General features: G+C 41.1%; 15 protein-coding genes. 11 read left to right on the top strand and 4 right to left on the bottom strand.

From position 1 onward, the window contains the following. Positions 1–466: 466 nt before the first annotated feature. Complete coding sequence (locus K6I41_RS18345) at positions 467–2,164, top strand: NAD-dependent malic enzyme (protein WP_013199187.1); 1,698 nt, start codon at positions 467–469, stop codon at positions 2,162–2,164. A gap of 53 nt (positions 2,165–2,217) precedes the next feature. Here K6I41_RS18345 and K6I41_RS18340 read toward each other — a convergent pair whose 3' ends face one another. Next, positions 2,218–3,132 (bottom strand): Dyp-type peroxidase, encoded by a 915-nt coding sequence (locus K6I41_RS18340; protein ID WP_151767489.1) that lies wholly within the window; start codon positions 3,130–3,132, stop codon positions 2,218–2,220. A gap of 160 nt (positions 3,133–3,292) precedes the next feature. Here K6I41_RS18340 and K6I41_RS18335 point away from each other — a divergent pair, with 160 nt between their 5' ends. After that, the gene (locus tag K6I41_RS18335; RefSeq protein WP_049838245.1) at positions 3,293–3,919 is read left to right on the top strand and encodes a LysE family transporter; all 627 of its coding nucleotides are present in this window, start codon (positions 3,293–3,295) and stop codon (positions 3,917–3,919) included. A 1-nt stretch (position 3,920) separates the two neighbouring features. On the opposite strand, the gene znuB is transcribed toward K6I41_RS18335, so the two are convergent. Genes znuB through K6I41_RS18320 form a run of 3 tightly spaced genes read right to left on the bottom strand, consistent with a single transcriptional unit; the run spans position 3,921 to position 5,992 of the window. Beyond that, entirely contained in the window at positions 3,921–4,730 is an 810-nt protein-coding gene (gene znuB, locus K6I41_RS18330) for a zinc ABC transporter permease subunit ZnuB (RefSeq protein WP_004795302.1), read from the bottom strand. A gap of 3 nt (positions 4,731–4,733) precedes the next feature. Next, a complete protein-coding gene (gene znuC, locus K6I41_RS18325; protein ID WP_151767488.1) occupies positions 4,734–5,522 on the bottom strand; it encodes a zinc ABC transporter ATP-binding protein ZnuC in 789 nt (262 codons plus the stop codon). Continuing rightward, positions 5,495–5,992, bottom strand: coding sequence for a transcriptional repressor (locus K6I41_RS18320; RefSeq protein WP_005309148.1), 498 nt, complete (start codon positions 5,990–5,992; stop codon positions 5,495–5,497). The genes znuC and K6I41_RS18320 overlap by 28 nt, the downstream gene beginning before the upstream one ends. Before the next feature lie 127 nt (positions 5,993–6,119). Here K6I41_RS18320 and K6I41_RS18315 point away from each other — a divergent pair, with 127 nt between their 5' ends. The 9 genes from K6I41_RS18315 to atpD all read left to right on the top strand — a co-directional run bounded on the left by K6I41_RS18315 (position 6,120) and on the right by atpD (position 13,859). Continuing rightward, complete coding sequence (locus K6I41_RS18315; protein WP_215903578.1) at positions 6,120–6,959, top strand: metal ABC transporter solute-binding protein, Zn/Mn family; 840 nt, start codon at positions 6,120–6,122, stop codon at positions 6,957–6,959. Between the two features lie 170 nt (positions 6,960–7,129). Continuing rightward, the gene (locus K6I41_RS18310; RefSeq protein ID WP_004795299.1) at positions 7,130–7,528 is read left to right on the top strand and encodes an ATP synthase subunit I; all 399 of its coding nucleotides are present in this window, start codon (positions 7,130–7,132) and stop codon (positions 7,526–7,528) included. Positions 7,529–7,632: 104 nt separating this feature from the next. Further along, positions 7,633–8,508 carry a F0F1 ATP synthase subunit A gene (atpB, locus tag K6I41_RS18305; protein WP_004795298.1) on the top strand — a complete coding sequence of 292 codons (876 nt, stop codon included), beginning with the start codon at positions 7,633–7,635 and terminating at the stop codon, positions 8,506–8,508. 84 nt (positions 8,509–8,592) lie between these two features. After that, positions 8,593–8,838 (top strand): F0F1 ATP synthase subunit C, encoded by a 246-nt coding sequence (gene atpE / locus K6I41_RS18300; protein WP_000424060.1) that lies wholly within the window; start codon positions 8,593–8,595, stop codon positions 8,836–8,838. Positions 8,839–8,876: 38 nt separating this feature from the next. Next, the gene (locus K6I41_RS18295; protein WP_004795296.1) at positions 8,877–9,347 is read left to right on the top strand and encodes a F0F1 ATP synthase subunit B; all 471 of its coding nucleotides are present in this window, start codon (positions 8,877–8,879) and stop codon (positions 9,345–9,347) included. Positions 9,348–9,359: 12 nt separating this feature from the next. Further along, the gene (locus tag K6I41_RS18290; RefSeq protein ID WP_004795294.1) at positions 9,360–9,896 is read left to right on the top strand and encodes a F0F1 ATP synthase subunit delta; all 537 of its coding nucleotides are present in this window, start codon (positions 9,360–9,362) and stop codon (positions 9,894–9,896) included. Between the two features lie 46 nt (positions 9,897–9,942). Continuing rightward, a complete protein-coding gene (atpA, locus tag K6I41_RS18285; RefSeq protein WP_004795293.1) occupies positions 9,943–11,487 on the top strand; it encodes a F0F1 ATP synthase subunit alpha in 1,545 nt (514 codons plus the stop codon). Positions 11,488–11,564: 77 nt separating this feature from the next. After that, on the top strand, positions 11,565–12,434 hold the full coding sequence (gene atpG / locus K6I41_RS18280) for a F0F1 ATP synthase subunit gamma (protein WP_002114131.1): 870 nt from the start codon (positions 11,565–11,567) through the stop codon (positions 12,432–12,434). A gap of 30 nt (positions 12,435–12,464) precedes the next feature. Beyond that, positions 12,465–13,859, top strand: a complete 1,395-nt coding sequence (gene atpD / locus K6I41_RS18275; RefSeq protein WP_004795290.1) for a F0F1 ATP synthase subunit beta — start codon at positions 12,465–12,467, stop codon at positions 13,857–13,859. The last annotated feature ends 4 nt before the right edge of the window (positions 13,860–13,863 follow it).

The raw sequence follows: 13,863 nt of genomic DNA, 5'->3' as shown, positions 1-13,863 counted from the left end.
GTCAAATATAGCAAATTTCCTAGGAGTTAGGGGAGTGGATTTAATATTCGAGTAATTCTTTTTGTGCCACTTACCGAGTATTATTTTTTAAATGAATATTGCAGGGTGGACTGTCTCATTATTTTAAAAACAAATAAATACAAGCCTTCTGTGGTTTTTTAATCAGTAAATGACACTAAAAAACCACCATTATTTCTTGGGGAAATATATGGTAGTATTAAAATATATGGTTTAGGCCGCTAAAATTAAAATAATAAAAGTTTTTTTAAAAGCATAAAATTATTAAGATATTGATATTTATTGTTTAATTTTATACATGTTTTAACTAAATAGTCTTTAATTTTACCATCACGGTTTAAAATATCTATTTTGAACGAATTAGGCTTAAGCTTATACGCACAAAGAGTTTTAGAGACCATACAAAAACGTGTTTTTCTCTACTCTAAGCTGGAAAATGAGATAGGCAATGATATCAGGACACCCAAGTAAACACCCCCTTTATATCCCATATGCAGGTTTTACACTTTTAGAGTTACCACTTTTAAATAAAGGTTCTGCTTTCACTGAAGAAGAAAGAAGTAACTTTAACTTACACGGTTTACTCCCCCATATTATTGAAACTATTGAAGAGCAGAGCCAGCGCTCTTATCAACAATATTGCGCTTTCACTGATGATATCAATCGACATATCTATCTGCGTAATATCCAAGATACCAATGAAACTTTGTTCTATCATCTAATCGAAAATCATCTTGAAGAAATGATGCCGATTATTTACACCCCAACAGTAGGTGAGGCATGTCAGCGTTTCTCTGATATCTATCGTCGTCATCGTGGTGTTTTTATTTCATATCCAGATCGTGATGTGATTGATGATATTTTGCAGAACGTAAATAAAAATAATGTAAAAGTCATCGTGATTACTGATGGTGAACGTATCTTAGGTCTTGGTGACCAAGGTATTGGCGGAATGGGGATTCCTATTGGAAAACTTTCGCTTTACACAGCTTGTGGTGGGATTAGTCCAGCTTATACATTACCAATCACAATTGATGTAGGGACGAACAATCCACAACTTTTAAATGATCCGATCTATATGGGTTGGCGTCAGCCGCGTATTAGCGGCGATGAATATTACGCATTTGTAGATATGGTGATTGATGCTGTGAAGCGTCGTTGGCCAAAAGCATTAATTCAGTTTGAAGATTTCGCACAAAAAAATGCGATGCCACTTTTAGAAAAATATCGCGATAAAATTTGCTGTTTTAACGATGATATTCAAGGAACAGCGGCGGTATCGGTTGGCAGTTTAATTGCTGCGAGTCGTGCAGCGGGCAAGCAATTAAAAGATCAGAAAATTGCTTTCTTAGGTGCTGGTTCGGCAGGTTGTGGTATCGCAGAGCAAATTGTTGCTCAAATGGTTGCTGAAGGTTTAACCGATGCTGAAGCGCGTGCTCGTGTTTACATGGTAGACCGTTTTGGTTTGATCACTGAGAATCAGCCAAACTTGCTCGACTTCCAACGTAAGTTGGCGCAAAAAGCTGAGGTAGTTGATCAGTGGGGCAATATTGAAGAAGTGATTTCACTGCTTGATGTTGTTAAAAATGCTAAGCCTACAGTGTTAATTGGTGTTTCTGGTCAGCCTGGTTTGTTCACCGAAGAAATCATTAAGACCTTAGCGGCAAACTGTGAACGCCCAATAGTCATGCCATTGTCAAACCCAACTTCACGTGTTGAAGCTGTACCAGCTGATATTGTGGAGTGGACTGAAGGTAAAGCGTTAATTGCAACAGGTAGTCCTTTTGCTCCTGTGAATCATCACGGCAAACTCTATAATATTTCACAGTGTAATAACTCATACATTTTCCCAGGCATTGGCTTAGGTGTAGTGGCATCGGGTGCTAAACGCGTTACTGAAAATATGTTAATGGCGTCAAGTAGTGCTTTAGCAAATTGCTCTCCATTGCTTAAAGATCCACAAGCTGATTTGTTGCCGCCGTTGGGTGAAATTCAACAAGTTTCTAGAGTTATTGCATTTGAAGTTGCGAAAGCAGCTATGGCTGATGGTGTAGCTGTAACGATTAGTGATGATTTGTTGAAACAGAAAATTGATCAATCATTCTGGAAACCTGAATACCGCAAATATAAGCGTATTCCTTTCTAAGAATTAGAATCTAAAAAGAGGAGCTTTATGCTCCTCTTTTTATTTTTAGTCTTCTATAGAATTTCTTCTAGCAATTCTTCACTTGGTGCAAAGTAATAAGCACCATCAAGTGGTGTCACGAAGTGCAATAAACGATCATGAATACCATCTCCACTTGTGCCGAACATACGCTTTAACATGGCATCAATAATGCTGAGATCTTTTGTGTAAGCAATGAAAAATAAGCCCTGATCGCCTCGACCATCGCCATAAGGTAGGCTATGGCGCAAGATTTCCATTTCTTCGCCTTCATCATCTTCAACAACAGTGCGGGCAACATGGGCATTTTCTGGCTTAACGTCATCATCTAATTCAATAGATTCAAGTTTGGTGCGACCCATGACATTTTCTTGCGCATCAACTTTCAATTTTTTCCATTTTTCTAAATCATGAGCATAGCGCTGCGCGAAAATGAAACTACCATCGGCAAATACTCCAGCCTCTTCAGGTAGAAGAGCTGTTTCTGCACGATCATCTGGGAACTGAGGGTTTTCAGTACCGTCTATAAAACCTGTAATATCTCGTCCATCGAAATAACGGAAGCAAACACGCTCATCAAGAACTTCGACTTTATCTTTAATACCTTCAAAAAATGCTTGGCTTAATGCAAAACAAATATCAGAGCGCATGCTGGCAATATGAATGAGTACATCTGCTGGCACAGCTGGCATGTTGAATGCGCCTTGTTCTGGCTCAAGCTGTTTAAATCCTACAGGAATTTGCGAATAGAGCTGTTTCCATAGTTCAGGACCAAAAGCGACTGCTGTTTTAATTTGAGCATCAGAATGCTGAGTAATTAGACGGTCTCTTGCTTCAAATAAAGCCCCAATTTGTTTTTTTAATTCATCAATTGATAAGTCTTTTAAACGAAGAACAATGAAGCGAGCATGATCTGATGGCAATGGCAAAATGACGGATTGAGCAGTCATTGGAAGGTATCTCCTCAATTATAATTTAGTATGAGCTTTTAATTATTGTGCCTGATGCGAAGAGCCGTTAGTAGTCTATTTGTTGATTTTATTGTTTGAATTCTGACTAAGATAGCTTTATAAAACAGTATAATTCCACTTTTATAGTCTATTTTTTGTTATGTCTCTGCAAGTTTGGTTCGCTTATATGTTGGCCTGTTGGGTTATTAGTATCTCACCGGGTGCAGGAGCAATTGCTTCAATGTCGAGTGGTCTAAACTATGGTTTTAGGCATGGCTATTGGAATGCGATTGGTTTGCAAATCGCTTTGCTACTTCAAATTATGGTAGTTGCAGCAGGTGTGGGAGTTTTATTTGCAACGACACCTTTGGCTTTTCAGTTTGTTAAATGGTTTGGTGTGATTTATTTGTTATACCTTGCTTACTTACAGTGGACAGCACCTATAAAAGATATAGAAATCCAACAAGAAAAAAGAGATAAATCTGTATTCGCGCTATTGTTAAATGGCTTTGTGGTCAATATTAGTAATCCCAAAGCGATTGTATTTCTATTAGCTGTTTTACCCCAGTTTCTAGATTTGGGTAAGCCTCAATGGATACAGTACCTGATTATGGCTATAACAATGATTACGATTGATTTGATTGTAATGGCTGGATATACAGGGCTAGCATCAAAGGTTCTAAGATTACTTCGCTCTCCTAAGCAGCAAAAATATTTGAATCGGGGTTTTGCTGTAATGTTTAGTTGTGCGGCTTTATTATTAAGTACAGTTCATCAGGCGTCCTAATTTAGGCCGCCTGTGTCTGATTTTTTAGCTTTTGAGTTATGAAAATAACGGCGAAAGTTAAGGCCATGCATAAAACAATACTTAAGCCGGTAGAGATGTTGAGTGCTGCGCTTGACCATAATCCCACACTCACCCCAAGCTGAGCTAACACAAATGCCCAAACGACCATTTGCTTTGGTGAGTTTGCTAGTAGGCGAGCGCTTAAAGCTGGTATTACGAGTAATGCACCCATAAGCAAAGAACCTACCGCACGTAAGGCTAATACAGTAAATAAAGCCAATAACAGCATGAAAATAAGACGTTGCCAGTTTGCATTTACCCCTTCACTAATTGCAATGTCTGGATCAATTGCAAACTGTATTTGTGGCTGCCAAAAGCGATAAAGAATTGCGAGTGATAGTGCAATGATTAAAGTGAAAACAGGTAAGTCAGGCCAATCAATACTCAGTAAGTCACCAAATAAATAACTTAAAAGCTCAGGTCTTAAACTTGGAACATGTTGAATAAACAGAAGGCCACTACAAAGTAATGTCGCTGAACATAAGGCTAAGAGCGCATCATTGGGTAAGCGATTGTCATGTAGGGCCCATAAAATTGCGACCAGTAAAACCGCAGTGCCTGCAACACCAAGCCAAAGAGGAAGGCTTAAAGCACCTGCGATAGCAACCCCAAGTAGTGTTCCGTGTGCCATGGTGTCAGCAAAAAAAGACATGCGTCTCCAAAGCATTAGACAACCCAGAGGTGCGGTTAAAAACACCAATAAGGTTCCCATAATCCATGCGGGTAACAATAATTGTAACCATTCCATCATGGCTTAAGCTTCCGGTTCTGGGTGGATGTGAGGACGGTCATTATGAGGGCAGGGGTGTGCTGCATCACCGTGAGCACAATGATCATGATGATGTTGGTAGAAAACTCGTTGAGTTCCAAAGATCGCCTGATATTCAGGATGTTGTTGAATATTCTCGGGTAACCCACTACAGCAAATATGTTTATTTAAACACACTACGCGGTGTGTTCCTTCCATCACCCATTGTAAGTCATGAGAAACAATTAAGATTGCACAACCATATCGTTCTGGCAGACTACGGACATATTCATAAAGTTCAGCTTCTGACTGAATATCTAAACCTTGCATCGGTTCGTCAAGAACTAAAATATCTGGCTGACGAAGTAGAGCACGCGCTAGTAATACGCGTTGGCGCTCACCACCGGAAAGTTGTTGTACTTTTGATTGTTGTAACTTGGAGATGCCTGTGTCTTGAGTAATTTCCTGACGAAGGGCAGGGCTACACTTTTCTAAATCAAGTAGATCCTGAACACGCAAAGGTAGACTGTGTGAAGGATTAAATTTTTGTGGCACATACGCCATTTTGAGTTTTTTATAATTAACAATGCGTCCACTACTCGGTTGGAGAATACCAAGTAGAACTTTAATCAGTGTTGATTTGCCAGCACCATTTGGTCCAATTAAAGACACAATTTCATTTTGATGCAGAGCAAAATCAACTTTTTTTAAAATTTCCCGATTATCACGATGAACAGAAACCTGCTCAAGCTGAATTAATACAGGATTTAACGAGTTGTGCGGCACTGTTGGCATTTCCCCGAAATTTCAATAATGCTGTGTTGAGCCACGAACTCATCTGACGCTGCAAGTTGGTCAAGCTGGTGAGTTAAACCTTGAGAAGAGGCTTCTTTAACCATGTGGCATTCGGTGCAGATTAGGAATGCTGCTTGATGACCTTCGCGAGGGTGGCAACAGGGAATATAGGCATTAATAGAAGTTAGGCGATGGATCAAACCTTTTTCTAATAAAAAATCTAAAGTTCTATAAACAGTTGGAGGAGCAGCCGGACGATCAGTTTGGCTTTTTATACGTGCGAGTAAGTCATAGGCGCCCATTGGACCCGAAGCATTTAAAATGAGTTCCAAAACTTCTTTGCGCAAAGGCGTAAGTCGTGCGCCAGTCGCAGAACATAAATTTTCTGCTTCAGCTAAACGGTTTGCGACATTATGGTGATCATGCACACCATGCAAAGAATCATGATGTTCATGCGAGCAGGAACTCATAGAAATAACCTCGAATTTTTAACGGAATATTAGCATGAAGCGATGCTTCATTCGATTAATCTTAGGTATTTTTGTAACTTTGTTATATTATAACATGCTTCGAGCTAATTTAAATTGATGGTCTGTCATGTTCCGTTTTTTTGTTTTCAGTATGTTCTCTCTTTTGAGTACGTTAGGGTGGAGTCAGGGTTTGGTGGTTTCTACACACCCGATCTATCTGATTGCAAAAGAAGTCACTCAAGGTATTGAGGAACCACAACTCTTATTAAAGGGACAAACTGGGCATGACGTACAATTAACCCCAGCGCACCGTAAAGCAATTAATGATGCATCATTGGTCATTTGGTTGGGTAAGGCTCATGAAGCACCTCTAAATAAATTGTTAGGTAATAATAAGAAAGCAATTGCCTTATTAGATAGTGGCATAGTTTCTGTTTTACCCCTGCGTAGTACACGCGGTGTAGCGTTACCTAATACAGTAGATACCCATGTGTGGCTAGAACCAAACAATGCAGTTCGAATCGGTTTCTTTATTGCAGCTTTACGTTCTCAGCAGCATCCTGAAAATAAGGCTAAATATTGGAATAATGCTAATCTCTTTGCTCGCAAAATGTTTCAGGCAGCACAAGCTTACGACAGTACAAGTAATGGTAAACCATATTGGTCATATCATGATGCCTATCAATATTTAGAACGCTCTTTAAATTTAAAGTTCGCAGGCGCTTTGACAGATGATCCTCATGTTGCACCAACAGCAGCTCAAATTAAGTATCTTAATGATAATCGACCAAAAGATCAGATGTGTTTGTTAGCGGAAAGTTTTACCACTAAAAGTCAGTATCAAAAATTAGGTAACATTACTTTTCAACCCGTAGACGAGAGCATGAATAACGAGGATGATTTCGTCACTGCATGGAAGAAACTGGCTATAAAAACAGATAAATGTGTATTAAGTACGCAAAAGTAAGATAAAAAATAAACAAAGGCTGACTGTAGCGTCAGCACCACCTGTCATGAAAAACCCCGACTAAAGTCGGGAAAAGATTGCATGTTCAGGGGTGTAACTCTATAATGCCTGCGATTAAAAGCGATCATCAGCTAAACTTGTCAAGCATTTATGCTGTGAGTGGATAAATAATGAGCCAAACTAGTCGCTTGATTGACCGACGATTAGCAAAAGCTTTGGTCTTCTTACAAGCATGTATGATCCCTGTTTCCGCCCTAGTGGCGTGGAGCATAAAAGACATGACAGCAGCATTAAGTGCGGCACTTGGTGCACTGGTTTGCTGGCTTGCTATGAGTTATTTCTCGTGGCAATCCTTCAGGACAGCAGGTGCGAGAGCATCAAAACAAGTGCTGTCTAACATGTATAGGGGCATGTTAGGCAAATTTGCAATCATGATCGTTGGATTTATTTTGATTTTGAGCAATGTTAAACCTTTATCACCGTTAGCATTGCTGTTTGGTTTTATTCTCGTTCAGACAATGTCGTGGGTCGCTCCGTTTTGGGTGTCACGTCTACAAAAACGGGTGTAGAAACAAGAAGAATTGAAGATTTTTTGGAGGGTAGCGAGATATCGACAGTGCGCCGATGTTCGTTTCCCTTCTTTTTAGTAATTGACATTGACCAGGTGTGATTTATGGCTGCTGAAGAACATGCCCTCACTTCGACAGAGTATATCAAGCATCACTTGACCAATATGACCTATGGCAAAATGCCAGACGGTACATGGAAATTGGCTGAGACTGCTGAAGAAGCTCATTCGATGGGGTTCACTGCAATTCACTTGGATTCAATGGGTTGGTCAATTGGCCTTGGTGTTATTTTCTGTTTGATGTTCTGGATCGTTGCGAAAGCTGCTAATGCAGGTGTTCCAACTAAATTCCAGTCTGCAATTGAAATGATCATCGAGTTTGTTGACTCAAGTGTCCGTGATACTTTTCATGGCAAATCACGTTTAATCGCTCCGCTTGCACTCACTATTTTCGTGTGGATTTTCCTCATGAACTTAATGGACTTGATCCCAGTTGACTGGATTCCTCAAGTTGCAGCGTTTGTAGGTGCAAACGTATTTGGTATGGACCCTCACCACGTTTACTTCAAGATCGTTCCATCTACAGATCCAAACATTACTTTAGGTATGTCTTTATCTGTATTTGTACTTATCTTGTTCTACAGCATCCGCGAAAAGGGTGTTAGTGGTTTCGTTGGTGAACTGGCACTTAACCCATTTAACCCAAGTAATCCAGTTGCAAAAGCGTTGCTTATTCCAGTGAACTTGATTTTGGAATTGGTAACATTCCTTGCTCGTCCGATTTCATTAGCTCTCCGACTATTCGGTAACATGTATGCTGGTGAGTTGATCTTTATCCTAATTGCTTTATTGCCGTTCTGGATTCAATGGGCGTTGTCTGTGCCTTGGGCGATCTTCCACATTCTTGTAATCACGTTGCAGGCATTCATCTTTATGATGCTTACCATCGTTTACTTGAGCATGGCAAGCGAAAAACATTAATGGTATTGCCTAACTATCAAACGATGGTTGGGCTGAATTTTTTTAATTTAATTTGGTAATAACCTAACCTCTGAGGAATTTTTCATGGAACTCACTTTAGGTCTAGTTGCAATTGCATCTGCTATCTTGATCGCTTTCGGTGCTTTAGGTACTGCGATTGGTTTTGGTCTTTTGGGTGGTCGCTTTTTAGAAGCTGTTGCTCGTCAACCAGAATTGGCTCCACAACTTCAAACTCGTATGTTCTTAATCGCGGGTCTTCTTGATGCTGTGCCTATGATCGGTGTTGGTATTGGCTTGTTCTTCATCTTCGCTAATCCATTTGTAGGTTAATCATCTTAATTCCTAAATCCACTATTTGAGGAATTGCAATGAATATCAACCTCACATTGATTGGTCAAGCGATTGCGTTTGCATTCTTTGTTGCATTCTGCATGAAGTTTGTTTGGCCACCACTAATCAATGCGATTAGTGAGCGTCAGCGTAAAATTGCTGATGGCTTAAATGCAGCAGAAAAAGCGAAAGCTGATCTTGCCGATGCACAATCGCAAGTAAAGCAAGAGCTTGATGCAGCTAAAGCACAAGCGGCTCAATTGATCGAACAAGCGAACCGTCGTGCAGCACAATTGATCGAAGAAGCTCGTACTCAAGCTGCGGCTGAAGGTGAGCGTATTCGTCAACAGGCTAAAGAAGCTGTTGATCAAGATATCAATTCTGCTCGCGAAGAATTACGTCAACAAGTAGCTGCTTTGGCAGTAACTGGCGCAGAAAAAATCCTGAACCAGCAAGTTGACGCAGAAGCTCATAATGCCATGCTGTCTCAGCTGGCTGCTAAACTTTAAGAGAGGCGAATCATGGCTGAACTCTTGACGTTGGCACGTCCGTATGCCAAAGCAGCATTTGCTTATGCTTCTGAGCAAGGTGCAACAGACAATTGGTCGAATGCGTTACAAGTGCTCAGTGCTGCGGTGCAAGACGAAGCATTTTCCGCTTATTTAAATCGCCCTGAACTTACTCCTGTGGAGCAAGTGAAGCTTTTTGCTAAAGTTTTAGGTGAAGGTCAATCTCAAGCAGTGTCTAACTTTTTGACACTTCTTGCAGATAACGATCGTTTAATGTTGTTACCTGAAATTGAAGCAGAATATGAACAGCTTAAATCACAGAATAACAACAATGTGGATGTCGTGATTGAATCGGCTTTCCCATTAACTGCTGAACAAGAGCAATTGTTGAAATCTGCTTTAGAAAAGCGTTTCAACAGTACTGTAACTGTTTCAGTTGAAGTTAAACCTGAGCTTATTGCAGGTGTTGTAATTCGTGCAGGCGATCAAGTGATAGATGATTCTGCGCTTAACAAGCTTGAAAAAATGCGTACTCGTCTTCTTGCATAATGCAAATGATGAAGACTGAACTAATAAAAGATTGAGGAATAGCGCAATGCAACAACTGAATCCATCCGAGATCAGTGCGCTCATTAAACAGCGTATCAGCGATCTGGACACCAGCGCGACCGCTAAAAACGAAGGTACCATTGTTATGGTATCCGACGGTATCGTGCGCATTCACGGTCTTGCTGATGCAATGTACGGTGAAATGATCGAATTTGACGGCGGCTTATTTGGTATGGCACTGAACCTAGAACAGGATTCAGTGGGTGCCGTTGTCTTAGGTAACTACTTAAGCCTTCAAGAAGGTCAAAAAGCTCGTTGTACAGGTCGTGTACTTGAAGTTCCAGTTGGTCCGGAACTTCTTGGCCGTGTTGTCGATGCTTTGGGTAACCCAATTGATGGTAAAGGCCCAATTGATGCAAAATTAACTGATGCTGTTGAAAAAGTAGCACCAGGTGTAATTTGGCGTCAATCTGTAGACGAACCTGTTCAAACTGGTTACAAATCAGTTGATACCATGATTCCTGTGGGTCGTGGTCAGCGTGAGTTGATTATTGGTGACCGTCAAACTGGTAAAACAGCGATGGCGATCGATGCGATTATCGCTCAGAAAAATTCTGGCATTAAATGCGTATACGTTGCGATTGGTCAAAAACAATCAACAATTGCAAACGTTGTACGTAAGCTAGAAGAAACTGGCGCTATGGCGTATACAACTGTTGTCGCTGCTGCGGCTGCTGATCCTGCTGCAATGCAGTACTTAGCTCCGTACTCTGGCTGTACAATGGGTGAATACTTCCGTGACCGCGGTGAAGACGCTCTTATTATTTATGATGATTTGTCTAAGCAAGCAGTTGCTTACCGTCAAATTTCATTACTTTTACGTCGTCCACCAGGTCGTGAAGCGTATCCGGGTGACGTATTCTATCTTCACTCACGTCTTCTTGAACGTGCTTCTCGTGTATCTGCTGACTACGTTGAGAAATTCACTAATGGCGCAGTAACTGGTAAAACTGGTTCTTTAACTGCATTGCCAATTATTGAAACTCAAGCAGGTGACGTATCTGCATTCGTACCAACGAACGTAATTTCGATTACTGACGGTCAGATCTTCTTAGAAACATCATTATTCAACGCAGGTATTCGTCCTGCTGTGAACGCGGGTATCTCTGTATCTCGTGTTGGTGGTTCTGCTCAAACTAAGATCATCAAAAAATTGTCTGGTGGTATCCGTACTGCTTTAGCACAATACCGTGAATTGGCTGCGTTTGCTCAGTTCGCTTCTGACCTTGATGAAGCAACTCGTAAGCAACTTGAACATGGTCAACGTGTAACTGAGTTAATGAAGCAAAAGCAATATGCTCCTTACTCAATTGCTGACCAAGCTGTTTCTGTTTATGCATCTAACGAAGGCTATATGGCTGACGTAGAAGTTAAGAAAATCGTAGACTTTGATGCTGCGTTAATTTCTTACTTCCGCGCAGAATATGCTCCGTTGATGAAACAAATCGATGAAACTGGTGATTACAACAAAGACATCGAAGCAGCAATCAAAGCAGGTATTGAAAGCTTTAAAGCGACTCAAACTTACTAAGTTCAGTTTTAGTTAAGTTTGGTTCACGGATCAACCTTCGGAAGCTCGAAAGAGCTTTCGAATACTAGGTTAAGCGTATGGCAAATTTAAAAGAAATTCGCGCCAAAGTAGCTAGTATCAAGAGCACGCAAAAGATTACTCGCGCGATGCAAATGGTAGCTGCTTCTAAAATGCGTCGTGCGCAAGAGCGCATGGCTCAGGGCCGTCCGTATGCCGATAATATGCGCCGTGTAATTGCTCACTTGGTCCAAGCAAACCCTGAATACAAACACCGTTATATGGTTGACCGCCCAGTTAAGCGTGTTGGCTATATCGTAGTGTCTTCAGATCGTGGTTTGGCAGGTGGCTTGAACATTAACTTGTTCAAGAAAGTTGTGCAGCATGTCAAAGCACAACAACAGCAGTCAATTGAAGTTGAATTTGCTTTAATTGGTCAAAAAGCGGTTTCGTTTTTTAAGAATTACGGCGGTAAAGTGCTTGGTGCAACTACCCAACTTGGCGATGCGCCGAGTTTGGAACAGTTAACTGGCTCAGTCCAAGTTATGCTTGATGCATTTGATAAAGGCGAATTAGATCGTATCTACCTCGTATCAAATGGCTTCGTTAATGCAATGACTCAGCAGCCTAAAGTAGAACAACTTGTTCCTTTAGCACCAGCAGAAGAAGGCGATGATCTCAACCGTACTTATGGTTGGGACTATATCTACGAACCAGAAGCAGAAGAATTGTTAAATGGTTTGTTGGTTCGCTATATCGAGTCTATGGTTTATCAAGGTGTGATTGAAAACGTTGCATGTGAGCAGTCAGCTCGTATGGTCGCGATGAAAGCAGCGACAGACAACGCAGGACAACTGATTAAAGACCTACAACTCATTTACAACAAGCTGCGTCAAGCCGCGATTACTCAGGAAATTTCCGAGATCGTTGGCGGTGCCGCTGCCGTTTAACATTATTAAGTTTGAATTGAGGAGACAGCAATGAGTAGCGGTCGTATCATTCAGATCATCGGCGCGGTTATCGACGTCGAGTTTGAGCGCAATAGCGTTCCTAAGATCTATGACGCTCTCCAAGTTGACGGTACTGAAACTACATTAGAAGTTCAGCAACAGCTTGGCGATGGTGTTGTTCGTACCATCGCAATGGGTTCTACAGAAGGTCTTAAACGTGGCCTTAACGTAACCAGCACAAATGCACCGATTTCTGTTCCAGTAGGTCCAGCTACGCTTGGTCGTATCATGGACGTTTTGGGTCGCCCGATTGATGAAGCAGGTCCTGTTGCGACTGAAGAGCGTTTGCCGATTCACCGTGAAGCACCTTCTTATGCTGAACAAGCAGCTTCTACTGATCTTTTAGAAACTGGTATTAAAGTAATTGACTTACTTTGCCCGTTTGCAAAAGGTGGTAAAGTTGGTTTATTCGGTGGTGCGGGTGTTGGTAAAACCGTTAACATGATGGAGTTGATCAACAACATCGCGAAAGCTCACTCAGGTTTATCTGTGTTTGCTGGTGTTGGTGAGCGTACTCGTGAAGGTAACGACTTCTATCACGAAATGAAAGATTCTAACGTTCTTGACAAAGTAGCAATGGTCTACGGTCAGATGAATGAGCCACCAGGTAACCGTTTACGCGTAGCGTTAACTGGTTTGACTATGGCTGAATATTTCCGTGATCAAAAAGACGAAAATGGTAAAGGTCGTGACGTATTATTATTCGTCGACAACATCTACCGTTATACACTTGCAGGTACTGAAGTATCAGCATTGTTAGGTCGTATGCCATCTGCGGTAGGTTACCAACCTACACTTGCAGAAGAAATGGGTGTTCTTCAAGAGCGTATTACATCTACTAAATCTGGTTCGATCACATCGATCCAAGCAGTATATGTACCTGCCGATGACTTAACAGATCCATCGCCTGCAACTACATTTGCTCACTTAGATGCAACAGTAGTATTGAGCCGTGACATCGCATCTTCTGGTATCTATCCAGCGATCGATCCACTTGACTCAACTTCACGTCAGTTAGACCCATTAGTTGTTGGTCAAGAGCATTATGAAATTGCTCGTTCTGTACAGAACGTATTGCAACGTTATAAAGAGCTTAAAGACATTATCGCAATCTTGGGTATGGATGAGTTAGCCGAAGAAGATAAATTGGTTGTTTACCGTGCGCGTAAAATCCAACGTTTCTTCTCTCAACCATTCCACGTAGCTGAAGTGTTTACTGGTGCTCCTGGTAAATTAGTACCACTTAAAGAAACGATTCGTGGCTTTAAAGGTCTATTAGCTGGTGAATACGATCACATCCCAGAACAAGCGTTCTATATGGTTGGTGGTATTGACGAAGTGATTGCTAAAGCTGAGAAACTCTAATTTA

This window comes from Acinetobacter sp. AS23 (assembly GCF_023612055.1).
Taxonomy (GTDB): domain Bacteria; phylum Pseudomonadota; class Gammaproteobacteria; order Pseudomonadales; family Moraxellaceae; genus Acinetobacter; species Acinetobacter oleivorans.
The sequence above is the reverse complement of the archived record's forward strand: the minus strand, read 5'-3'. Positions and strand labels throughout refer to the sequence as shown.